Origin of the sequence: Flammeovirga sp. OC4 (assembly GCF_000812565.1) — a bacterium.
Classification (GTDB): Bacteria; Bacteroidota; Bacteroidia; order Cytophagales; family Flammeovirgaceae; genus Flammeovirga.
Genome location: NZ_JTAM01000054.1, coordinates 17,092 through 38,651, shown reverse-complemented (window position 1 = coordinate 38,651; position 21,560 = coordinate 17,092). Strand labels below are relative to the sequence as shown.

Below are 21,560 nucleotides of genomic sequence, written 5' to 3'. Positions count from 1 at the left end.
ATGCTATATGGTTCAAATTTTAACATGTTAAGTAAATTGATTTTGAAGAGATGAAGGTGAGTATACTAGTTGCTGCTAGAAATGAGGGAGTTACGATAAAATCTTGCCTTGAAAGTTTAATTTCTCAAATTGTTAATAACAATGTATGTGTTGATATTTTAATAGGTAACGATGCTTCAGAGGATAATACTGAAGAGGTTATTACTGAATTTGAAAGGAAATTTGACAACATTAATGTATTTAATGTTCCTCAAAATAGAGCTTTGAAAGGAAAGGTCAATGTACTTGATTATTTAAGCTTACAAACTGAAGCAGAGTATTTTCTTTTTGCTGATGCAGACGTAGTTTATCCTTCGACATGGGTGCAAAACATGCTTAATTCATTAATTTCTGCAGATATTGTGACTGGTGTGACTATTGTTGAAGAAGGAAATTATTGGTCTAATTACCAAAGGTTGGATTGGATGTTAGCCTTAAAGTTGATTCAAGTTTTAGCAAAAATGGGTATACCAATAACGGCTATGGGAAATAACTTAGGAATTCGTAAGTCCATGTTTGACAAAGTAGGAGGAATGAGAAATATTCCTTTTTCAGTAGCCGAGGATTTTGCATTATTCAGAGAAGTAGTGAATAAAGGAGGGAGTTTTAAACAGCTTTTTTCTAGTGAAGTTTTAGCCGTGACTCAACCTGTTGATACTTTTAATAATTGGCTACATCAACGCTGGAGGTGGATGCAAGGAGCAAAAAAGATACAGTTTTCTCTTAAAATACTGAATTACCTTAATATCATTTTTTATCCTTTATTAATACTTTTAGGTGTGTTTTTTAACGAATTATTGTGGTTAATCCCTGTTTTTTATCTTGTTAAATCAGTAACAGTAATCGCAATACAACGAGAATTGGAGTTGAAAATACAATGGAAAGCGAGCTTTTTATTTGATATAATGCATCTTGTTACCTACAATTCATTACTCCTGTATAGTATCAGAGCACCTAAGGTACATTGGAAAGGAAGGGTTTATAAATCTGAATAGATGACAATTTATCTCCGTATTCTCTTAACTTTGCGGAAATTATTTCATTTCTATACTTAATTAAGATGAAAAAGAATAAGTGCGTATTCTTGGATAGAGACGGAGTCTTGAATAAAGACTATGTGGATTATGCTTACACTTTAGAAAAGTTTGAGGTGCTTCCAGGAGTTGCAGAAGCTTTGCAAAAGTTAAAAGATGCCGGTTTTAAGTTAGTGATCTTAACAAATCAATCTGGTATTGTAAAAGGAATCTATAAGAAAGAAGATGTATATATCTGTCATGATGCATTGCAGAAAGAATGTAACAATGCGATCGATGACATGTTCTACGCACCTTTACATGAAAAATGGTCCAATTCGTTGAGTCGTAAGCCAGGTACTTTGATGTTCGAAAGAGCTATTTACAAGTACGACGCAGACATGGAAAACACTTGGATGATTGGAGACAAGGAAAGAGATTTAATCCCTGCTGAAAAGGTAGGAATCAAATATAGAATTCAAGTTGACAACCCAATGGTAGAAAATTCTGTAGCAACACATTATGCTAAGAATTTACTTGAGGCTGTTGATAAGATCATTTTAGCTGATCAATAAAAATAAGGGCGTTGCTGATGTAACGCCCTTATTTTTTACCAGATACTTACCACTTTGTAGCAAGGTAGTGGCACAACTCTTCAATATATTTTTGGTCTATGTCATCAAATGTAGCCAATTGATCACTGTCAATATCCAAAACAGCAACTACTTCATCATTGACGATAACGGGTGCAACAATTTCAGATTTGGAAGCAGAACTACAAGCAATGTGTCCCGGAAAAGCTTCGACATCTTCGACTACATATGTTTTTGCCTCAGCCCAAGTAGTACCACAAACCCCTTTCCCTTTTTTAATTCTTGTACAGGCAATTGGTCCTTGGAAGGGGCCCAATACCAATTCATCATTTTTAACCAAGTAAAACCCAATCCATAAGTGATCAAAAGCTTCCTTAAGTACCGCACAAGTATTGGATAAATTAGCGATTAAGTCTGTTTCAATAGAAGTCAGTCCTTTAATCTGAGGAAGAATACTTTCGTACAATTCCGTCTTATTACCGTTGTCCGGTAAGAATAATTCTTCTGCCATGATTTATGTATTTATTGAGGTGAGTATGTCTAATTTTCGAAAGAAGAAAATGAAAACGCAAAATTACAGTATTGAAGACAGATAAAAAACTTTCATTGAATTATGACTATCACTGTATTGTACATTTATATTTTTTATACATTTATAGTTGAATTTTTCATAGAATAAATACTGAAAGTAACCTCAACGCGAAAGAATGAAAATTACTCCTTTAAAGATAATTCAGATATTAGTATATGTAGCTTTAATGCTAGGTTTGGTATTGATGATGTCACCAGAAGAAATTGAGATTTTTGGGACAACGATTCGTATTCCTTCCACTGAAGATGTTTTACCCGAAAGCATGATTGCAGAAAAAGAAAAGGAGGAAGTAGAAGTCGAAGAATATGAAGAAGACGACACCATGACAGTGGATATGGAAAGTATTTCAGATGAATCATCATGGACTCCTGTTGAAGAAAAACCACTAAAAGTAAGAACTCCCAAAGGAGCCGTAGCGATTGAATATCCTGAAAATAATCCTCATTGTCTAGATCATTTTTTTAAGGGGTTATCTTCTATTTCGGAAGAAGGAAAATTGATAAGAGTTTTACATTACGGTGACTCTCAATTGGAAGGAGATAGAATGACAGAACAGTTGAGAAGAAATCTACAAGAACAGTTTGGTGGTTGTGGTGTTGGTTTAGTACCAATTATGGAGCAAAAAAATAGAAGAACGACATTAGCCCAAACTTATTCTGATAACTGGGAACAGTTTTTATGTTTTGGACCAAAGAAATACAGAGGAAAACATAATGATTATGGTTTCTTTGGAAAGTATTATTCTTATGAAGGGACAGAGGCACAGTTATCTTTTGAGCCAGCACCTTATTCAAAAAGCACACATAAACAATTTGAACTTTTTAATATTTACTTGAGAAATACAGTAGCGGATGTAGAATTAGGGTATAGCATGAATGGTGTAGAAGGCAGTACTATAGAAATTGAAGCTGATTCTGAAAGTAAAAAAATAAAATTACCAATATCTGGAGCGTTAGGAACATTGGAGGTCTCTTTTACTGCAGATGTATCACCTGAGGTGTATGGAGTGAGTTTTGATTGTAATACAGGTATTGCAGTAGATAATATCCCAATGAGAGGCTCATCAGGAACAGATTTTACAAAAGTGAGTCGTAAACACTTTAAAACTTTACTTTCAACGCTAAATTCTGAACTTTTAATCTTACAGTTTGGTGTAAACGTAGTACCGCAAGAGGTCAAGAATTATAAGTTTTATGAACGTTTGCTAGTCAAACAACTCAAATATTTTAAAGAAGTGGCACCAGAGATGAGTATTTTAATCGTGGGAGTGTCAGATATGGCTCGAAAAGAAGGAGGGAAAATGGAATCTTATCCTAACATTGATGCTATTAGAGCGGCAGAAAGAAGAGCTGCAAAACAAGTGGGAGTAGCTTACTGGGACTTATACTTGGCTATGGGCGGAAAAAACTCTATTGTAAAGTGGGCTGATAAAAAGCCAGCTTGGGCAGGTAAAGATTACACGCACTTTACAAGAAAGGGAGCAAATCACATTGGTGATATGTTGTATAATGAGTTAGTAAGGGAGTATCAGCGTTATAAAAACAGAAATAATTCCAATGGAATCACAAAATAGAAAACGGCCGTGGAAGAGATATATTTTTTTTAGTGTAAAAGCCGTTTTTACGCTATTATTTCTATGTGGACATTCAGCTCCGACTGCAGTTACTTCAACAAAGAAACCTTTTGAAGTATACGATTTTATTAGAATGGATTTAAACACCATTCAAGTTTTTAACGATTCTACTCTATTAGATTCCTTTTTTGATAAGCTATCAGAATTAGAAGAAGGAGGTCAAAAAAAAGTTGAGGTTTTACATATCGGAGATTCACATATACAAGCCGATTTTTTCTCAGGGTGGGTGAGAGAAAAATTTTATGAAGATACACGATTCCCAATGCTCAGTAGAGGATTTTTCTTCCCTTACAAAGCCGCAAAAACGAACAATCCTTATAATTTTTCGGTGTCTAAAATAGGCGAATGGGAAGGAAAAAGGGCTTCGATCAGTTATCATAAGAGTAATTGGGGATTAGCTGCCATTTCTGCTCGAACTACAGAATCATTTGCAGCGCTTACCATCAATGTAGGGATTGATTCATTGCATCCTTATCAAGGAAATAAAATTGAAGTGTATTTTCCAACCGATGATATAACACAGTTCACGCCAGTGGTAATGCCGTTGGAACCTGCAAAACTGATCAGTAAAGAAGTCGTCAATGGAAAAGTTACTTTCCTTTTTGATCAGCCGATTTCAAGATTTAGGTTTTCTTTTAAAAAAGAAAACGCATCACAAAATCAATTTATCTTAAGAGGTTTTGGTGTCTATGATCAACACCAAGGTGGCCTTTCCTATAGTTCATCAGGTGTAAATGGTGCCAAGGTAACTTCTTATTTAAGATGTAAAGCGATTCAAGAAGATATTCTAGCGATTCATCCTGATTTATTAATTATTTCATTGGGAACTAACGATGCTTTTCACTCTCCATTTAATAAAAATATTTTTGTTGAAAAGTACACGAAGCTTATTCAAGATATCAGAAAATCAATTCCAGATTTACCTATCATACTTACTACACCTGGAGATAATTTTAGGAAGTCAAAATATCTCAATAGAGATAATGCTGTTGCTACTAAGGCCATGTATCAAATTGCCGAGACCAATAATGTAGCTATTTGGGACTTCTATCATGTGATGGGAGGGCTGTCTTCAATAGAACAATGGAGTGCTCTTTCAATGACTTCAAAAGATAGAGTACACCTAAGTCGAATTGGTTATCAATACCAAGGAGAGTTATTTTATAGAGCATTAATGAATTATTATAATACGTATTAAATTAATACGTATATATAATATCGTTAAACATAAAATGAATATTCATTCATTTACTTTTATTAAAATAATTCAATTATTATATTCTTTCCTCTTTTTATTATAAAACAAAACATAGGCGGTTTACATTAAATTCATATTTAGCAAGTGTTAAATGTTATGAATGAATATTCATTTGTAGTTAAACGTAATAAATACAAATATTATGTTGTATTTTTTTTATAACAAATGTGAATATACCCATTAAAACAACTATAAGTGTTAAATATACGTGGTATTTTTTATGAATTGTTTGCACTTTGCGGAGAGTAAACCTATAATTGTTTAGAAAAATTTGTTATGCATACATAACATTTGTTCATCTGATTGTAATATCGAAGACAACACTTAGTCTGGAAATTATCAATTTTTATAAAATCTATTTTACTTAATGAAACTTAGAAATTTACTGTTATCATTGGCAGCGGTATGCATTGCTCAGGCATCTTTTGCTAATGGCTTCCAAGTGCTTTTACAAGGTACAAAGCAAACTGGACGTGGTAATGTTGGCGTGGGCTATGGCCCCGACGCATCAAGCTTATTTTTTAATCCGGGAGCACTCTCGTTTTTAGAAAGTACTCAAATCCAAGTAGGGTTTAGTCCAGTTATGTCAAATATTTCATACAGAGGTCTTGAAGGGGCACAGAAATATCAATCTACTTCACCAATGGGAACGCCTTTTCATGCATATGGTGTGTATAGGCCATCAGCAGAGTCTCCTTGGGCATTTGGTTTAGGGATTTTCACTCCTTTTGGATCAACAGTAACATATGATCATGATTGGACAGGTAGATACTCTTTACAAGAAATTTCATTGCAGTCTATTTATATTCAGCCTACAGTTTCTTATAGAATCGGAGAAAAAGTATCAGTAGGTGCAGGTCTAGATATCGTAACGGGTAGTGTTGTTTTTCAAAAATCAAACACAGCTCCAGGTGGAGATATCAATTCAAAAATTGAAGGTAACACTATACAATATGCATTTAACGTAGGTGTTTTTGCTCAGTTAAATGAAAAATTATCTCTTGGCGTTAACTACCGTTCGGGAGTTGATATGAAAGTAGAAGGCGGTGATGCCACATTCAATGTACCAAATGCATACATTGCTGGAGTACTTGGAATGGCAGAAGGTGTAAACATGGATAAATTTAATGCTACATTACCTTTACCTCAAACTATCGCAATTGGTGTAGGTTATAACGTGACTGACAAGTTAGCTTTAGCTTTAGACTTTAATTATGTAGGTTGGAGTGTATATGAGGCATTAGAAGTTAAATTTGAAGAATTCTCAGCAAATAACATCAGTTTTGATAGAAATTGGCAAGACTCATACATTATCAATTTTGGAGCTGAATACAACGCATTGGACGATTTAGTAGTTAGAGCAGGTATTTATTATGACACTACGCCTGTTAGAGATGGTTATATGACACCAGAATCACCAGATGCAAACACAATAGGTTTAACTGTTGGTGCAAGTTATAACATTGGTGACCACTTCACTATTGACGCAGCTTTCCTTTACAATACAAAAGAGCAAAGAGAGAACGTAATTCCTGACGGTGTGAATACAGGAGCTCTTAATGGAGTTTATAAAGCATCAGCGATGATTCCTAGTATTGCAGTGAACTATAAATTCTAATTACTAATCCAATCAATTTTTTAAGAAACATGACATTTAAAAGATATAGATCATTAATTACTGCGGGGGTATTTGCTTTGCTGATGGCTTGTAAGCCGGAAGTAGATGACTTTACTCCTTCTGGTGGCTCTTCTAACGGGACCCCAATTGATTATACAACCTATGTAGCATTTGGCAATTCACTGACGGCAGGTGTTTCTGATGGTGCATGGTTATCGTCTTCTCAAGTGAATTCTTATCCTCAACTGATTGCTAATAGTTTACAACAAGCAGGATTAGGAGCTTCAGGTTTTAATCAACCTTTGATTTCCCATTCAGGAAATGAATATTTTGGACAGCCCCTTATTTTGACTAACGAAGGCCCTTGTTTCACTTGTACACAACCTGTTGTTCCTACATCTAACATTTATGCAGAGCATGGAGGTTTTCACAACATGGCTGTTTCTGGAATGAAGGCAATCGAGGTAAACAATCCAGCATTAGCAGCAGGTTTGTATGGGTATTTTGCCAGTGAACCAGGGGTTTCTACAGTATTGACGGATGCAATTGCACTTGACCCAACTTTCTACACAATGTGGTTGGGAGCAAATGATGTACTTGGTTTCGCTCAATCAGGCGGATCATTGGGAAGTGGAGCAATCACTCCTCAAGAGGATTATGAGGCAGCAATTTCATTAGTTTTAGATGCTATGGATGATAAAGGTGCAAAAGGTGCAATTCTAAATATTCCAGATATTACTGAGGCTGCATTATTTAATTTTATTGCATCTGACCTGGAGGGTGTTTTACAATTAGCAGGACAAGAATTATCAGAGCCAGTTCTAGTACTTGTAAACGGTTTTATGGATGACGCAATTGGTGGTGTTAAGAACCCAACAATTACTGAATTGGTAACACCAAGCATTGATATTGGAGGCGGAACTATGATAAATGCAGTAGCAGGAATTGTAGCACAGATTCAAGGTAGTGTAGGAGACCCTACTTATGTACCGAAGTCGGCAGAAATTGCAGCAGCAATTGTTTATGCAGGAGCTTATGAAGAAGCCATTGAAGGTGGAGCAACTGAAGAAATGGCAAAAGTAATTGCGGAAAATTATGTTGCAAGTGAAGAAGGATAAGCAGCTATCAGCCTTTTAGTAGGTATTGGAATTGACGCATCATGGGCTAGCTCAACTGTAGATGAAGCGATTGCCTCTTCAGATTCATATATGAAAGCTAATGGAAGTTATCCAGTATTTACAATGGAATCGAATCAAATGCCAGTATATGATGCTACATCTCCAACGCAAATGAGACAAACTGCAGAGGGTAGTAAGTTTACGCTTTTAGCACAAGGTAAAGTATCGGCATTAGTAGGAGTAATCACAGGTGGAGGCAGTCTGCCAGACAACTTGCAAGAAGTATTACCTGTTCCAACGGCAGGAGAAGCATTATTGGCTGATGATGTGAAAAAAGTACAAGATGCGATTGAAGGGTATAATACCTTTTTAAAGGCACAAGCAGATGCTAGAGATTTAGCTTATGTAGATACTAAATCTATTATGAGCGAAGCGGCACAGACAGGGATCATTATTGATGGTGTAACATACACTACAGCTTATCTAAGTGGAAACTTATTCTCTTTGGATGGTGCACACTTGACGCAAAGAGGATATGCTGTAATTGGTAATCTTACAATTCAAGCGATCAATGCAAAATACAATGCTAGCATCCCTCAAATTCAACAAAATGATTTCCCTGTAGTAGAAACAACGCCTGTTACGCCAGCGCCAGCAGGATCTAACTAGAATAAAAAACTCAATTATAGGTAAGCCACCTTTCTTTTATTAAGAGAGGTGGCTTTTTTTGTCTAGTATTTTTGTAAGTTTACTCCTTGAAAGTTGTGCGAATCACTGAAATAGTTCCAAAACCTATTATTTTTGTGTCAACATAAGCAATCTCATTTTCACAAACCAACAGCAAAATACTTTAATAGTTAAATGGCAAAACACAAAATAGTCGAAAAGTTATTAAACTTAAGAAGAGTTCACCTCTCCGATAGGAATTTTATTCTTATTGTTAGTAGTATGGTGGGGATAGCTTCAGGTTTAGCGGCTGTTCTATTAAAGCTGTCTGTGCATCATATTCATGAGCATCTAACGCATTATAGTTTTGGAGATAATTGGGGATTATTATTGTTTCCAATTATTGGTTTGATTATCACTACTTTAATTGCAAAATCACTTTACAAAGAGAGTAGTGTTGGACATGCCATTACGGATATACTCCATGACATTTTTAAGAATAATAGTAACATCGGGAAAAGTAAAATGTATTCCAGATTTGTTACTTCTATGTTCACTGTAGGTTTTGGTGGTTCAGTAGGACTAGAGTCTCCGATTGTATTGACAGGTGGTGCGATAGGTTCCAATATGGCTCAATCCTTTCTTTTAGATTATAAGACCAAGACGTTGATGATTGGTTGTGGAACTGCTGGTGTTATCTCGGCGATATTCAATGCACCAGTGACAGGGTTGATATTTAGTATAGAAGTGATTTTGACAGGTGTATCTGTTGCGAACTTTGTACCTCTATTAATTTCATCTGTAAGTGCAGCAATTGTCTCTTCATTAATTGTAGGTGAAGAAGTACTATTCTCCTTTAAAATTACGGATGACTTTCAGGCACAAAACATTCCTTTCTTTATCATATTAGGTATTTTGGCAGGGCTAATGTCTATTTATTTTAATCAGACATTACACCAAATGGAACACTTGATGGAGGAAAAGTTTCCAAACAGATATAGAAGAGCATTATTTGGTGGTATTCTATTATCTGTGACTATTTTTATTTTTCCTCCTATTTATGGTGAAGGTTATGAGTCAATCAAATCGTTATTAAACGGGCAGGAACATCACCTTCTACAAAGAGCTGAATTATTTGAGAGTATTATTCCTAATACCAAAGCTTGGTTATTCTTAGCTTATATCATTATGATTTTATTTGCTAAAGTAATTGCAGCATCCCTAACACTTTCATCTGGAGGTAGTGGTGGTACGTTTGGTCCCGCCTTGGTAATTGGTGGATTAACAGGTTTTGCTTTTGCTCGATTAGTAAACCTTTTAGGCTTTGCCAACCTTCATGAATCCCATTTTATTCTAGTAGGAATGAGCGGTGTTTTATGTGGAGTAGTTTATGCACCATTGACAGCCATTTTCTTGATTGCTGAAATTACGGGTGGATATACCCTATTTGTACCTTTGATGTTGGTTTCAGCTATTGCCTATACCACTGTAAGTGTTGTTAACCCAGATGCACCACACGTAAGTACATTAAAGGCAAGGGGTGACTATTTAAAAGGAGACAGAGATATGCAGGTCTTGGACCGCTTGAATATTAATAAACTTATTGAAACGAACTTTGTTACTGTACAAGTAAGAGGGTATTTGAGTGACTTGGTAAAAGCCATTAGTGTCAGTCAAAGATCTGTTTTTCCAGTAGTTGACAAAGAGGGAAAGCTTAGGGGAATAATAACGCTAGATCAAGTGAGAGAAATCATGTTTGATCAAGAACAACAGGAGAAAGTGAAAATTGCAAATGTTATGATGCAGCCACCTAGTATTGTTTATTATGGTGAAAGAATGCAGAGTGTAATGCAAAAATTTGAAAAAGAAGACGCTTGGAATTTACCAGTAATAGATCAAGACAAAAAATATGTGGGTATGGTCTCCAAATCCAGAATATTTAGTGTCTACAGAAAGCAACTTCAAAGATTGAATAAAGAATGGGTAGGTAATTAATCAACGGTCATTGATTGATAAACCATGTAATTCTAAAGAAAAAATAGTGATGAGCGAGTTTGAATTATATCTAACAAAAAAACGAATAGATCATAAAATTTTTAAGGAATCTGAGCCAGAAAGATACCAGGAGTGGGAATCGTTGTTTATGATGGTACACCCTAAAAGTTTTACGCAGCAAAAGCTATTTTTAATCAATCAAATCAGAAGAAGATATTGGCTAGCAGAGGCCGTTAAGGTTGAAGCTCCAAAGCCAAAACCAAAGGCAGCTCCAGTTAAAAAAGTGGTGAAAACGGAAGTGTCTTCTGATGAAACTACAGCAAAACCAAAACCTAAGTTTAGACCTAAGGTAAAGCCAAAAGCGACATCATCATCGAGCTCGGAGGAAGAAACCAAAGAGGTTAAAAAAGTGACTAGACCTGTTGTCAAAAGAAAATCAACAGAGGATGGTGAAGTTACTACTCCAAAAAAGGTAGCTCGTCCAATGATGAAGAAAAAATCATCGGAAGAAGAGGTTTCATCAAAACCCTCTCGCCCAGTCTTTAAGCGTAAATCTGCATCAGAGAGTCCAGAAAGTTCTGAGAAAGCAGCTCCTAAAAAAGCAGCTCGTCCAGTGATGAAGAAAAAATCATCAGAAGAAGAGGTTCCATCTAAACCTGCACGTCCAGTCTTTAAGCGTAAATCTGCATCAGAGAGTCCAGAAAGTTCTGAGGAAGCGACACCTAAAAAAGCAGCTCGTCCAGTGATGAAGAAAAAATCATCGGAAGAAGAGGTTTCATCAAAACCCTCTCGCCCAGTCTTTAAGCGTAAATCTGCATCAGAGAGTCCAGAAAGTTCTGAGAAAGCAGCTCCTAAAAAAGCAGCTCGTCCAGTGATGAAGAAAAAATCATCAGAAGAAGAGGTTCCATCTAAACCTGCACGTCCGGTCTTTAAGCGTAAATCTGCATCAGAGAGTCCAGAAAGTTCTGAGGAAGCGACACCTAAAAAAGCAGCCCGCCCGGTGATGAAGAAAAAATCATCAGAAGAAGAGGTTCCATCTAAACCTGCACGTCCGGTCTTTAAGCGTAAACCGGCATCAGAGAGTCCAGAAAGTTCTGAGGAAGCGACACCTAAAAAAGCAGCCCGCCCGGTGATGAAGAAAAAATCATCAGAAGAAGAGGTCCCATCTAAACCTGCTCGCCCGGTATTTAAGCGTAAACCGGCATCAGAAAGTAATAAACCTGAAGCTACACCAGAACAAGAATCAACGGAATCTAAAAAAGTGAGACCAGTAATGAAAAAGGAGCCTGAAGCAGAAAATACTACTGAAGCTCCTAAGAAAAGAGTTAGACCTGTTTTTAAACCTAAAAAGAAAGACGGTTTAGAGTAAAGGTTTTAATGCTTTCATTACATTTTGTGCTAAAATTTTAGCCCCTTCTTCGTTGGGGTGAATACCATCTTCTTGATTTAAGGAAGGTTCACCTGCTACATTTTCAAGTAAAAAATGAAGAAGGAATGTATTTTTATTACTTGAAACAGTAGGGTATATTTTTTGAAAAGCATCAAAATAGTCTTTTCCCATATTGGGAGGAGGAACTATACCTGCTAAAAGAATTTTACAATCCGGATTACTTGCTCTTACCTTATCAATAATACTTTCCAGGTTTTGCTGACTATTTTCAGGTGAAATACCTCTAAGAGCATCATTACCTCCTAGTGCCAAAACAAAAATATCAGGTTTATTTTGGCCTAAAATCCAATCTACTCTTTCATTTCCACCAGCCGTTGTTTCTCCACTTAATCCGGCATTAATACAGTGGTAATTGATGTTTAAGCTATCAAATTCTCTTTGAATAACAGAAGGGAAAGCAGCTTCTTTTTCAAGCCCATATCCTGCTGTAAGACTATTTCCAAAAAAAATAATGTTTTTTCTTTTTTCCTCAGGATTAGAATCCTGTTGTACCTCAGTTTTTATAGTTTTTGAATTTTCTTGCTTTTGTTCAGTTGAATCGCAACTTATTAACAAGGTATACATTAAAAAAAAGGAGGTTAAAAATGTGTTTAATTTCATGATTTCTTGCAGATGTATTTTCAGTAAAAGTAATGATGAGTTTCCAGAAGAATAAACTCTTAAATTACAATTAGCTATTTGACCTTTAAACCTAATTTTATTTCCAATACAATGCAAAAAGATTTTAGAATCCATAAAGTATTGTCGTATTGGGCACTTCGAATTGTACCTTCTGTAATTTTACTTCAATCTTTACTTTACAAATTCGGAGATGATGCCGAGTCCGTTTATATTTTTACTATTACAGGATTAGGAGACGACATCCGCTTGTTAATGGCTGTATTTGAATTTATCGCAGCATTTTTTCTAGTTTATCCTCCATTATCTAAGGAAGGGGCAGGGCTTTCGGTAGCTATCACCTCTTTTTTGCTGATGGTTCATCTATTTATTGTTGGAGTAGATTTACCTGTAGAAGGTGGATATTCGGAAGGATTGCAATTATTTGGTATGACCTTAGTCGCTTTTTTAACTTCATTGTTGGTTTTAGAGCAAGAAGTAGAAGGGCAAAGAACATATAAGAAACAGTTGACTTAAAATAAACTTACGCTTAATAAAATATTTTCATGAATCTTTATAATTTTAAGCTGTTTTATTATTTTTAAATGAGACAGCTAATTTTTTGCTCTTAATTTTTAATCCATGAAAAATACTGTAATTCAATCTGCTGTAGAGCTATCAGACCAACTTTGTAATTTATTACCCCAATTATTAGAAGAACAATATATAGCTCCATTAGCTCTATTCAACGGTTCATCTATCGGTCAACATACTAGACATATTATAGAATTTTATCAATGTCTTCAGGCAAGTTTTCAAAAAGAAGTTTCCGTTTGTTATGAAGAACGAAAAAGAGATCTTGCTATTGAATGTAACCTAAAAGAAGCAATTCTCAGCATAAAAGAGACCGCTAAATGGTTGAAAACGATTAGTGAACCTTTTTATAGCATGAATTTGGTGGTAAAGGACTATCAAAATAATGACATGAATGAATGGAGTACTCCAACAACTTTAGCAAGAGAAGTACATCATTGTAATGAACATGCTGTTCATCATTTAGCAATTATAAAAATAGGTCTTCAACATTATTTTCCAACTATTGTTATTGGTGAGCAAGTTGGAGTAGCAAAATCTACTACAGCTTTTCAAAAACAACAATCTTAGGAATAGAATCTTTATTTATGTGTACACTCAGCTACGTTCCAATTTCATCTTCTTCCTATATTTTTACATCTAATAGAGATGAAAGAAAAAGTAGGACTTCAGCTTTTGCTCCGACAATCCATAAAGAAAAAGGTGTTAAATTTTTAGCTCCAATTGATGGTGAAGCCTTAGGTACTTGGCTCGGAGCTACTGAACAAGGAAGGGTAGTTTGTTTATTGAATGGGGAGTTTGAAATACATATACCTACACCTCCATATAAACATAGTAGAGGCAAAGTGGTTATAGATGCTTTAACAGCACCGATAATATCAGATTACCTTGAAAATTATGACTTTGATAATATTGAGCCATTTACATTAATTGTTGTCGAAAACAGAAGTACTATAGAGCTTCTTCAGTTTGTGTGGGATGGGTCTAAAAAACATTTTTCAAGATTAGATAGTAGTGTCTCACATATTTGGTCTTCATCTACCTTATACACTCCTCAACAAAAAGAAAAAAGAGCAGCGAAATTTATGCTTTGGCTTAATGAAAAAAGTAGATTGCCTAAAGAGATATTACAAGTACACGAAGCGATTAATGCGGAGGGTAAATTGGGTTTGTCGATGTTAAGACCTCAATATTGTACAGTAAGTTGCACACAATTAGAAGTAGATGCTATGTCAGTAAACATGTTTTACCACGACAGACTTACACAGGAAAAAGATCAACTCAAGTTGCCATTTACTATAATTAATTATGAATCTCAAACCGGACTTTAGACATAGAATATTAAAGTGGGAGTTTTGGCCCTTTTATATTTTTTATATTCCAGTCTACTTTTTTTACTTTTTTCTCTCTATACTCTCCAAGTCATTTAGCTTTATGACTTTAGTAAATCCAGGGATGAAGTATGGAGGATTTTTTAATTATTCAAAGTTCAATGCATTAAAGCAAATACCTGAGGAGTATTTGCCGAAATCTCATTTTTTCTTTTCTACTCCAACACTGCAAGAAGTAAAGTCCACAATGAAGCAGTTGGATTTAAGTTTTCCTATTATTCTAAAACCTGATGAAGGTGAAAGAGGAAGTGGTGTGGAAAAGGTAAACTCAGATGAAGAAATAGAAAATTATTTGTCAACAAATCCTTCAGGAGTAATTCTTCAAGAATTCATTACAGCAAATTATGAGTACGGAGTGATGTATGTAAGGCACCCTTCTGAACAAAGCGGTCAAATTACGTCAGTCGTTTATAAGGGCGAACTTTTTGTAGTTGGTGATGGAAAAAGTACATTATTGGAATTATTTAAGAGTCATCGACGAGCCGTTTTATACATTGATTTTTTAAAGGAAAAATATAATAAGGAGTTAGATCTTGTACTTCCGGAGAATAAAACCTTCATGCTTTCAAAAATGGGTAACCACTGTAGGGGAGCGATTTTCAATGATGCTAATTATTTGAAGGATGAACTTGATATTCGAGTTTTCGATAAAATATCTTCTCATGTAGATGACTTCTATTTTGGTCGATACGATATTAAGGCGGAGAGTGAGGAAGCTTTAAAGGGCGGACATTTTAAAATAATGGAATTAAATGGTGTGAATTCAGAACCTGCACATATTTATGATCCAGATAATTCAATTATAAGAGCTTACAAAGACCTGTTTTCACATTGGTGGAAAATCTATCAAATAAGTAAAGAAAATAGAAAAAAAGGCTATCCTGAGACATCATTTCCTTTATTAGTGAAATCATTAATGCAACGATAATTGTTGTCTTATTACAGAATCCAGTATTCACTTAACAGTTACGCATTGATATCGCTTGAAAATGATTACTTTTGCGACTTAGCAAAAGAAATAACATGTATCTGGAAAGACTTTATCTAAAGAATTTTAAAAATTACGATGAACTCACTTTAGAATTAGAGGATGGAATTAACTGTATCATTGGTCCCAATGGTATAGGGAAAACGAACTTGATTGATGCAGTGTATATGTTATCGATGACCAAGAGTGCATTTAGTTTTACAGAAAACCAAAATGTCAAACATGGTTCAAGTGATTTTGCACTTTCAGGAAGGTTTAAAAGTGAGACAGATTTAAGTACGGTCATCTGTCAGTACGATAAGTCTAAAAAAAAGATAAGTCTTAACGGTAAGGAATACAGTCGTTTCAGTGAACATTTTGGGAAGTTTCCATGTGTATTAATTGCACCAAACGATACAGATTTACTTAGGGAAGGTAGTGAAGTTAGAAGACGTTATTTTGATAGTGTAATTTCTCAGTTTGATAAAGAATACCTTCAATCATTAATTGATTATCAAAGAGCATTATTGCAAAGAAATCAACTATTGAAAAATTTTGCTGAACAAAGACAAATACCTAATAAAGATTGGGTTGCCCCTTACAACCATGTTTTATTGAAAGAAGGACAACAAATACAAGATAAAAGGAATGCTTTTATTGATGAATTCAAATCTCTCTTTAAAGAATCTTACTTTTCAATAGCAGGAGAGGAAGTAGCAGAAATCAACTATAAAACAGACTTTGGAAGCGACTTAATTTTTGAAGATTCATGGGAGAAAGATGTAGCTTTACAGAGAACAACAAAGGGTATTCATAAAGATGACTTTGATTTTCGACTAAATTCTTATCCATTAAAAAAATACGGATCCCAAGGACAGCAAAAGTCTTTTATCATAGCTTTGAAACTTGGACAGTATTTGCTTCTTAAAAAACAACTTCATACAAGTCCGATATTGTTATTAGATGATATTTTTGACAAATTGGATGACATTCGAATCAAAAAATTGCTTGGTTTAATAAAAGAAAAGAAATTTAGTCAGATTTTATTGTCAGATGCTCGACCTGAACGGTCTAAAACATTGATAGAGCAGATTTCAATGCCTTGTAATATCATAGAATTAAAAAAATAATTTAATTTTGAGTGATGACAGAAAGATAAAGTACAGGTTTAGAAAAGTAACCCCTATTCCTAAGAAGCATGAAACGATAAGTGTAGCTGGTGCGATGCAGGATTTTGTGAAATCTTTAAAAAAAACTCATAGTTATAATCAAGCAATGATTGAAAAAGTGTGGGAAGATGAATTAGGTACGCCAATTGCTTCTCGAACTATGAGTTTAAAGTTAAGAGGGAAAATACTTTACGTTCGCTTATCAACTCCTACTTTGAAAAATGAACTAACGATGGCAAGAGAAAGAATTGTTAGAAAATTAAATAGACGGCTGGGAGGTGATATTTTAAAAGACATTAAATTTACTTGACAACTATTATAAAATAATGAGCAATAATTATGTGGTTATTATGGCAGGTGGAATCGGAAGTAGATTCTGGCCATTTAGTAGACAAAAAAGACCAAAACAATTTCAAGATATTTTAGGTACAGGTCGTACAATGATCCAACAAACTGTAGATCGGTTTGAAGGAGTATGCCCCAAAGAAAATATTTATATAGTTACAAGTAAAGATTATAAAGAGATAACCAAAGAACAGTTACCATTTCTCTCTGATGATCAGATCTTATTAGAACCTTGTCGAAGAAATACAGCTCCATGTGTAGCCTATGCTGCTTATAAGATTGCAGAAAAAGATCCTGAAGCTAATATAGTGGTAGCACCGGCTGATCATGTAATTTTAGATGTTCCAGAGTTTCAATTAAGGGTTGAAAAAGCTTTACATTACGTTGCTTCCCATGACATTTTGGTTACTCTTGGCATTCGCCCTAATAGACCAGATACAGGATACGGATATATTCAGGCACTTAATGATGAAAGGTTAGAAGTTTTATATAAAGTAAAAACTTTTACAGAAAAACCCAATGAAGAATTAGCAAGGGCATTCGTATTAAGTGGTGACTTTGTTTGGAATGCAGGAATTTTTGTTTGGAATGTCAAAGCAATTAAAAAAGCAATTGAAACACATCTTCAAGATGTACATGAATTGTTTTATAGTGCGGTTGGTACGTTCTATACCTCAGAAGAAGAACAAAAAATCGATGAAATATATCATCAGTGTAGAGATATTTCTATTGACTATGGTATAATGGAGCATGCAAATAACGTATATGTCATGAGAACAGATTTTGGATGGTCTGATTTAGGTACTTGGAAATCTCTTTATGAACAAGCAGATAAAAACCAGGAAGAAAATGTGCTTCATGGTAATGTGATGTCCTATGAAACCTTTAATACAATTGTAAAGACACCGAAAGAAAAATTGGTTATTGTACAAGGTTTGGAAAATTACATTGTGGCAGAATATGATAATGTGTTGATGATTTGTGAAAAAGATCATGAACAAAGAGTGAAACAGTTTTTAGCCAATGCTAAAGATCAGAAAGGCAAAGAATTTGTCTAATTTTTTATTTTCTAAAACTATTAACAAATAATGAATAAGACTGTTGGAGTCATTGGCTTAGGGTATGTGGGATTACCTCTGGCTGCAGAGTTTGCCAAACAAAAGGTAAATGTAGTAGGGTTCGATATTAATTCGGAAAGAATAAAAGAGTTAAATAAAGGTATTGATCATACTTTGGAAGTTTCTTCAGAAGAACTGAAAGAAGCCAAAAGTTTTATTCAATATACTTCAAGCATAGATGATTTAAAATCGGTAGATATTTATATCGTAACGGTTCCAACTCCAATAGATGAATATAAAACACCTGATCTGACACCACTAAAAAAAGCAAGTGAGACTGTTGGAAAAGTATTGTCTTATGGAAATATTGTAGTATACGAGTCTACAGTATATCCAGGATGTACTGAAGAGGTGTGTGTGCCTGTGCTTGAAAAAGTAAGTGGATTGCAATTCAATGAAGATTTCTATGCAGGGTATTCTCCAGAAAGAATAAATCCAGGAGACCATGTTCATCGAGTACATAATATTATGAAAGTTACATCAGGCTCTACACCTGAGATAGCTGAAGAGATTGATAAAATGTACCAAGTTGTTGTAAAGGTAGGTACTCATAAAGCATCTTCTATTAAAGTAGCAGAAGCTGCAAAAGTGATTGAAAACTCACAAAGAGACCTGAACATTGCATTCGTAAATGAATTATCAAAAATCTTTGATAAAGTAGGCATTGATACATTAGATGTACTAGAAGCAGCTGGCACAAAGTGGAACTTTCTTCCTTTTAGACCTGGTCTTGTTGGTGGGCATTGTATAGGAGTTGACCCTTATTACCTTACTTATAAATCAGAATCATTAGGTTATCATCCCGAAGTAATTCTTGCAGGTAGAAGAATTAATGATGGTATGGGAGCTCACGTTGCCAACAAAGTACTTCGTTTGATGATGGAGAAAAATGCATCAATTCAAAAAGGCACTAAAGTATTAATGCTTGGAATTACATTTAAAGAAGATTGTCCAGATATTAGAAACTCAAAAGCAATTGATGTAATTCGCGAACTTCAATCTTTCAATTTAGATGTAGAAGTTTATGATCCACATGCTGATAAAGACGAAGTTTTTGATGAATATGGTATTCATTTGACACCGAAAATAGGTGAAAACTATAGTGCTGTTATTCATGCTGTAGCACATAAGACTTTTCAAGAAACAATAGATTGGGAAGCATTGAGCAAAACAGGTGCTGTGATCTACGACGTGAAGAGTGCTATTGATAAAAAATATATTACTGATCGCCTCTAATCATGCTTAAGAATAAAAAAATATTGATTACCGGAGTGGCAGGGTTTATTGGCTCAAACCTATTAGAAAAGTTTATTGAGCAGAATAATGTCATTATTGGTCTAGATAATTTTTCAACAGGTAAAAAGGAAAATATCCAACCATTTTTAAAAGCAGATAACTTTACTTTTATAGAAGGGGATATAAGAAATATTGAAGATTGTAAAAAAGCAGTTGAAGGTGTTGAAATTATTTTCCATCAAGCAGCTTTAGGATCTGTACCTCGCTCTATTAATGATCCAATTACTTCTAATGAAGTAAATATTTCAGGATTCTTAAATATGCTTACAGCAGCAAAGGATGCAGGTGTTAAAAGATTTATTTATGCAGCAAGCTCTTCAACATATGGAGATCACCCAGATCTACCAAAAGAAGAGGATAAGATAGGAAAGCCATTGTCTCCTTATGCGGTGACAAAATATGTTAACGAATTATACGCTGATGTTTTTTCAAAAACTTACGGTATTGAAACAATAGGTTTAAGGTATTTTAATGTTTTTGGTAAAAGACAAGACCCTTTTGGAGCATATGCAGCCGTAATTCCAAAATTTGTAATTTCTCTATTAAAAAATGAAGCTCCTACTATTAATGGAGATGGAGAAACCTCAAGGGATTTTACATATATCGACAATGTTGTACATGCAAATGAGCAAGCTGCAATTACCGAGAATCAAGCTGCGGTTAATCAAGTTTATAATGTAGCTTTTGGTGAGAGAATTAGTTTAAACACTTTATTTTCCATAATTAAAGAGTGTTTGGAAGAGTATAACAAAGATGTAATAAAAATACAACCTAATTATGGACCTGAAAGGGCTGGTGATGTACGACATTCATTAGCATCGATAGATAAAGCAGAAAAATTGATGGGGTATACCCCATTGTTTAATGTGAGAAAAGGTTTGCAAAATGCATCAAAGTGGTATTATGAAGACTTTAAGAATAAAGGCTTTATATAATATTGTAAAGGTAATAATGGTTTAGAGTGTGAGTTTAATGATTTTCTTATTAAAGAAAATTTTAAATTCTTCTTGTATATTTGCGAACCTATAAAATTTGAGATCTAACCTATATGGAAGAAAATAAAAACAATTTAAAAAGCCAAACTACCACCAATTCTGATGAGATTGATTTAATTGAATTATTCTCAATTATTGGAGATAAGATTAATTCACTTGTAAATGGTATTGGGAAGCTGTTATTGAACTTCATATTGTACTTTTACAATATAGTCAACAAATGGAAATTATTAATTGGTTTAGCAATAGTAATTGGAGGTGTTTTAGGGTATATGTCAAAGAATACATCTAAATTTTACTCCTCCAAAGCGACTGTTAATTCAAGGTTTTTAAAGGGAGTTGATTTTATTACAGAAATAAGTGAGTTGAATGCATTATGCACAGATGAAGGGAGACCAATGCTTGCTAAAGCATTAAATATTCCTATTGAAAATGCCGAGTTCCTTTCTGAAATAACAGCGAAGGGATATTTCCACTTATATAAATATGGAGCTATAGAGGATACTCATATTGCAGATTCAATGTTAATTGATAGTTATGATAATGAAACTCGTTTCGAAATAGTTGTCAGTTCAGATGATGCTAATATTACAAAGCAGGTTATTCAACAAGGCTTTGAATACTATTTTAATAATAACGTTTATATCAAAAAAAACTTAGAGGTTTATAAGCAAAATTTATTAATAAAATCGGAAACAATCACATTTGAAAAGAAAGAGTTACAAGAATACAACCAAGCTTATAAAAAGATTCTTGATTCACAAGGTGAACTAATTCAGAGAGGTAATGCTCAACGTAATAGTCCAAGCGTTTTAGTAATGTCAAACGATCAACAACAAGATAGCTATATTAGACAAAGTGGTGAACTAGCCTTTGAAGCAATGCAGAAAAGCAGAGAAGCTGATGATAGTATTGCTGAAATCAAAAGGAAATTATCGTTATTACAACCGGTAGAATTTGTTAATAGATTTTCCGAGTTTTATACTGTTTCTTTGTCAGCAAAAGGGAAAACAGCTTTAGGGATGTTAGCTGGTTTTATCTGTATTATTGTTTTTGCTATACTAACAGACGTTAACTCGTTTCTAAAATCCAAAGCTAATTTGAAAAATTAAA

General features: G+C 34.4%; 21 protein-coding genes. 19 read left to right on the top strand and 2 right to left on the bottom strand.

Annotated features, from left to right (window positions below; all coding sequences use genetic code 11):
* The first annotated feature begins 56 nt into the window (after window positions 1-56).
* Together PL77_RS21895 and PL77_RS21890 are read left to right on the top strand one after the other, a co-directional pair.
* Window positions 57-1,034 carry a glycosyltransferase gene (locus tag PL77_RS21895; protein ID WP_172665924.1) on the top strand — a complete coding sequence of 326 codons (978 nt, stop codon included), beginning with the start codon at window positions 57-59 and terminating at the stop codon, window positions 1,032-1,034.
* A gap of 65 nt (window positions 1,035-1,099) precedes the next feature.
* Window positions 1,100-1,627 (top strand): HAD-IIIA family hydrolase, encoded by a 528-nt coding sequence (locus tag PL77_RS21890; protein WP_044210285.1) that lies wholly within the window; start codon window positions 1,100-1,102, stop codon window positions 1,625-1,627.
* Window positions 1,628-1,673: 46 nt separating this feature from the next.
* Here PL77_RS21890 and PL77_RS21885 read toward each other — a convergent pair whose 3' ends face one another.
* Entirely contained in the window at window positions 1,674-2,156 is a 483-nt protein-coding gene (locus tag PL77_RS21885; protein WP_044210284.1) for a GAF domain-containing protein, read from the bottom strand.
* 196 nt (window positions 2,157-2,352) lie between these two features.
* On the opposite strand from PL77_RS21885, the gene PL77_RS21880 reads away from it, so the two are divergent.
* The 7 genes from PL77_RS21880 (at window position 2,353) to PL77_RS32070 (ending at window position 11,894) form a co-directional block, all read left to right on the top strand.
* Window positions 2,353-3,810, top strand: a complete 1,458-nt coding sequence (locus tag PL77_RS21880) for a hypothetical protein (RefSeq protein ID WP_044210281.1) — start codon at window positions 2,353-2,355, stop codon at window positions 3,808-3,810.
* Window positions 3,794-5,068, top strand: a complete 1,275-nt coding sequence (locus PL77_RS21875) for a GDSL-type esterase/lipase family protein (RefSeq protein ID WP_082026676.1) — start codon at window positions 3,794-3,796, stop codon at window positions 5,066-5,068. Before PL77_RS21880 ends, PL77_RS21875 begins: the two co-directional genes overlap by 17 nt.
* Before the next feature lie 427 nt (window positions 5,069-5,495).
* Window positions 5,496-6,746: an OmpP1/FadL family transporter gene (locus PL77_RS21870; RefSeq protein WP_052444626.1), complete on the top strand. Its 1,251-nt coding sequence runs from the start codon at window positions 5,496-5,498 to the stop codon at window positions 6,744-6,746.
* Between the two features lie 29 nt (window positions 6,747-6,775).
* Window positions 6,776-7,864: an SGNH/GDSL hydrolase family protein gene (locus tag PL77_RS21865; protein WP_044210276.1), complete on the top strand. Its 1,089-nt coding sequence runs from the start codon at window positions 6,776-6,778 to the stop codon at window positions 7,862-7,864.
* Window positions 7,865-7,954: 90 nt separating this feature from the next.
* On the top strand, window positions 7,955-8,533 hold the full coding sequence (locus tag PL77_RS21860) for a hypothetical protein (protein ID WP_044210275.1): 579 nt from the start codon (window positions 7,955-7,957) through the stop codon (window positions 8,531-8,533).
* Between the two features lie 192 nt (window positions 8,534-8,725).
* A complete protein-coding gene (locus PL77_RS21855; protein WP_044210273.1) occupies window positions 8,726-10,525 on the top strand; it encodes a chloride channel protein in 1,800 nt (599 codons plus the stop codon).
* Window positions 10,526-10,574: 49 nt separating this feature from the next.
* Window positions 10,575-11,894 (top strand): hypothetical protein, encoded by a 1,320-nt coding sequence (locus PL77_RS32070; RefSeq protein WP_044210270.1) that lies wholly within the window; start codon window positions 10,575-10,577, stop codon window positions 11,892-11,894.
* On the opposite strand, the gene PL77_RS21845 is transcribed toward PL77_RS32070, so the two are convergent.
* Entirely contained in the window at window positions 11,886-12,710 is an 825-nt protein-coding gene (locus PL77_RS21845; protein ID WP_253274012.1) for an arylesterase, read from the bottom strand. The genes PL77_RS32070 and PL77_RS21845 overlap by 9 nt on opposite strands.
* Between PL77_RS21845 and PL77_RS21840 the strand changes: the two genes are divergently transcribed.
* The 10 genes from PL77_RS21840 to PL77_RS21795 all read left to right on the top strand — a co-directional run bounded on the left by PL77_RS21840 (window position 12,687) and on the right by PL77_RS21795 (window position 21,559).
* On the top strand, window positions 12,687-13,109 hold the full coding sequence (locus tag PL77_RS21840; RefSeq protein WP_044210268.1) for a hypothetical protein: 423 nt from the start codon (window positions 12,687-12,689) through the stop codon (window positions 13,107-13,109). The genes PL77_RS21845 and PL77_RS21840 overlap by 24 nt on opposite strands.
* Window positions 13,110-13,214: 105 nt before the next feature.
* Entirely contained in the window at window positions 13,215-13,736 is a 522-nt protein-coding gene (locus PL77_RS21835) for a hypothetical protein (RefSeq protein ID WP_044210266.1), read from the top strand.
* Between the two features lie 17 nt (window positions 13,737-13,753).
* A complete protein-coding gene (locus PL77_RS21830) occupies window positions 13,754-14,497 on the top strand; it encodes an NRDE family protein (protein WP_052444625.1) in 744 nt (247 codons plus the stop codon).
* A gap of 103 nt (window positions 14,498-14,600) precedes the next feature.
* Window positions 14,601-15,485, top strand: a complete 885-nt coding sequence (locus tag PL77_RS21825) for an ATP-grasp domain-containing protein (RefSeq protein WP_082026675.1) — start codon at window positions 14,601-14,603, stop codon at window positions 15,483-15,485.
* A gap of 95 nt (window positions 15,486-15,580) precedes the next feature.
* Window positions 15,581-16,654 (top strand): DNA replication/repair protein RecF, encoded by a 1,074-nt coding sequence (locus PL77_RS21820; protein WP_044210262.1) that lies wholly within the window; start codon window positions 15,581-15,583, stop codon window positions 16,652-16,654.
* 7 nt (window positions 16,655-16,661) lie between these two features.
* The gene (locus PL77_RS21815; RefSeq protein WP_044210259.1) at window positions 16,662-17,003 is read left to right on the top strand and encodes a DUF721 domain-containing protein; all 342 of its coding nucleotides are present in this window, start codon (window positions 16,662-16,664) and stop codon (window positions 17,001-17,003) included.
* 16 nt (window positions 17,004-17,019) lie between these two features.
* A complete protein-coding gene (locus PL77_RS21810; protein WP_044210257.1) occupies window positions 17,020-18,096 on the top strand; it encodes a mannose-1-phosphate guanylyltransferase in 1,077 nt (358 codons plus the stop codon).
* A gap of 30 nt (window positions 18,097-18,126) precedes the next feature.
* On the top strand, window positions 18,127-19,392 hold the full coding sequence (locus tag PL77_RS21805) for a nucleotide sugar dehydrogenase (RefSeq protein ID WP_044210256.1): 1,266 nt from the start codon (window positions 18,127-18,129) through the stop codon (window positions 19,390-19,392).
* Window positions 19,393-19,394: 2 nt separating this feature from the next.
* Window positions 19,395-20,387: an SDR family oxidoreductase gene (locus tag PL77_RS21800; protein ID WP_044210254.1), complete on the top strand. Its 993-nt coding sequence runs from the start codon at window positions 19,395-19,397 to the stop codon at window positions 20,385-20,387.
* Between the two features lie 113 nt (window positions 20,388-20,500).
* Window positions 20,501-21,559: a hypothetical protein gene (locus tag PL77_RS21795; protein WP_044210252.1), complete on the top strand. Its 1,059-nt coding sequence runs from the start codon at window positions 20,501-20,503 to the stop codon at window positions 21,557-21,559.
* Window position 21,560: the final 1 nt, after the last annotated feature.

Excerpts from the sequence above, each read along its gene's own strand:
- PL77_RS32070 (WP_044210270.1), top strand. The coding sequence starts at position 10,575 with ATGAGCGAGTTTGAATTATATCTAACAAAAAAACGAATAGATCATAAA.
- PL77_RS21880 (WP_044210281.1), top strand. The coding sequence starts at position 2,353 with ATGAAAATTACTCCTTTAAAGATAATTCAGATATTAGTATATGTAGCT.
- PL77_RS21835 (WP_044210266.1), top strand. The coding sequence starts at position 13,215 with ATGAAAAATACTGTAATTCAATCTGCTGTAGAGCTATCAGACCAACTT.
- PL77_RS21860 (WP_044210275.1), top strand. The coding sequence starts at position 7,955 with ATGAAAGCTAATGGAAGTTATCCAGTATTTACAATGGAATCGAATCAA.
- PL77_RS21830 (WP_052444625.1), top strand. The coding sequence starts at position 13,754 with ATGTGTACACTCAGCTACGTTCCAATTTCATCTTCTTCCTATATTTTT.
- PL77_RS21820 (WP_044210262.1), top strand. The coding sequence starts at position 15,581 with ATGTATCTGGAAAGACTTTATCTAAAGAATTTTAAAAATTACGATGAA.
- PL77_RS21805 (WP_044210256.1), top strand. The coding sequence starts at position 18,127 with ATGAATAAGACTGTTGGAGTCATTGGCTTAGGGTATGTGGGATTACCT.
- PL77_RS21825 (WP_082026675.1), top strand. The coding sequence starts at position 14,601 with ATGACTTTAGTAAATCCAGGGATGAAGTATGGAGGATTTTTTAATTAT.
- PL77_RS21865 (WP_044210276.1), top strand. The coding sequence starts at position 6,776 with ATGACATTTAAAAGATATAGATCATTAATTACTGCGGGGGTATTTGCT.
- PL77_RS21855 (WP_044210273.1), top strand. The coding sequence starts at position 8,726 with ATGGCAAAACACAAAATAGTCGAAAAGTTATTAAACTTAAGAAGAGTT.
- PL77_RS21800 (WP_044210254.1), top strand. The coding sequence starts at position 19,395 with ATGCTTAAGAATAAAAAAATATTGATTACCGGAGTGGCAGGGTTTATT.
- PL77_RS21875 (WP_082026676.1), top strand. The coding sequence starts at position 3,794 with ATGGAATCACAAAATAGAAAACGGCCGTGGAAGAGATATATTTTTTTT.
- PL77_RS21795 (WP_044210252.1), top strand. The coding sequence starts at position 20,501 with ATGGAAGAAAATAAAAACAATTTAAAAAGCCAAACTACCACCAATTCT.
- PL77_RS21870 (WP_052444626.1), top strand. The coding sequence starts at position 5,496 with ATGAAACTTAGAAATTTACTGTTATCATTGGCAGCGGTATGCATTGCT.
- PL77_RS21845 (WP_253274012.1), bottom strand. The coding sequence starts at position 12,710 with ATGGATTCTAAAATCTTTTTGCATTGTATTGGAAATAAAATTAGGTTT.
- PL77_RS21885 (WP_044210284.1), bottom strand. The coding sequence starts at position 2,156 with ATGGCAGAAGAATTATTCTTACCGGACAACGGTAATAAGACGGAATTG.
- PL77_RS21890 (WP_044210285.1), top strand. The coding sequence starts at position 1,100 with ATGAAAAAGAATAAGTGCGTATTCTTGGATAGAGACGGAGTCTTGAAT.
- PL77_RS21840 (WP_044210268.1), top strand. The coding sequence starts at position 12,687 with ATGCAAAAAGATTTTAGAATCCATAAAGTATTGTCGTATTGGGCACTT.
- PL77_RS21810 (WP_044210257.1), top strand. The coding sequence starts at position 17,020 with ATGAGCAATAATTATGTGGTTATTATGGCAGGTGGAATCGGAAGTAGA.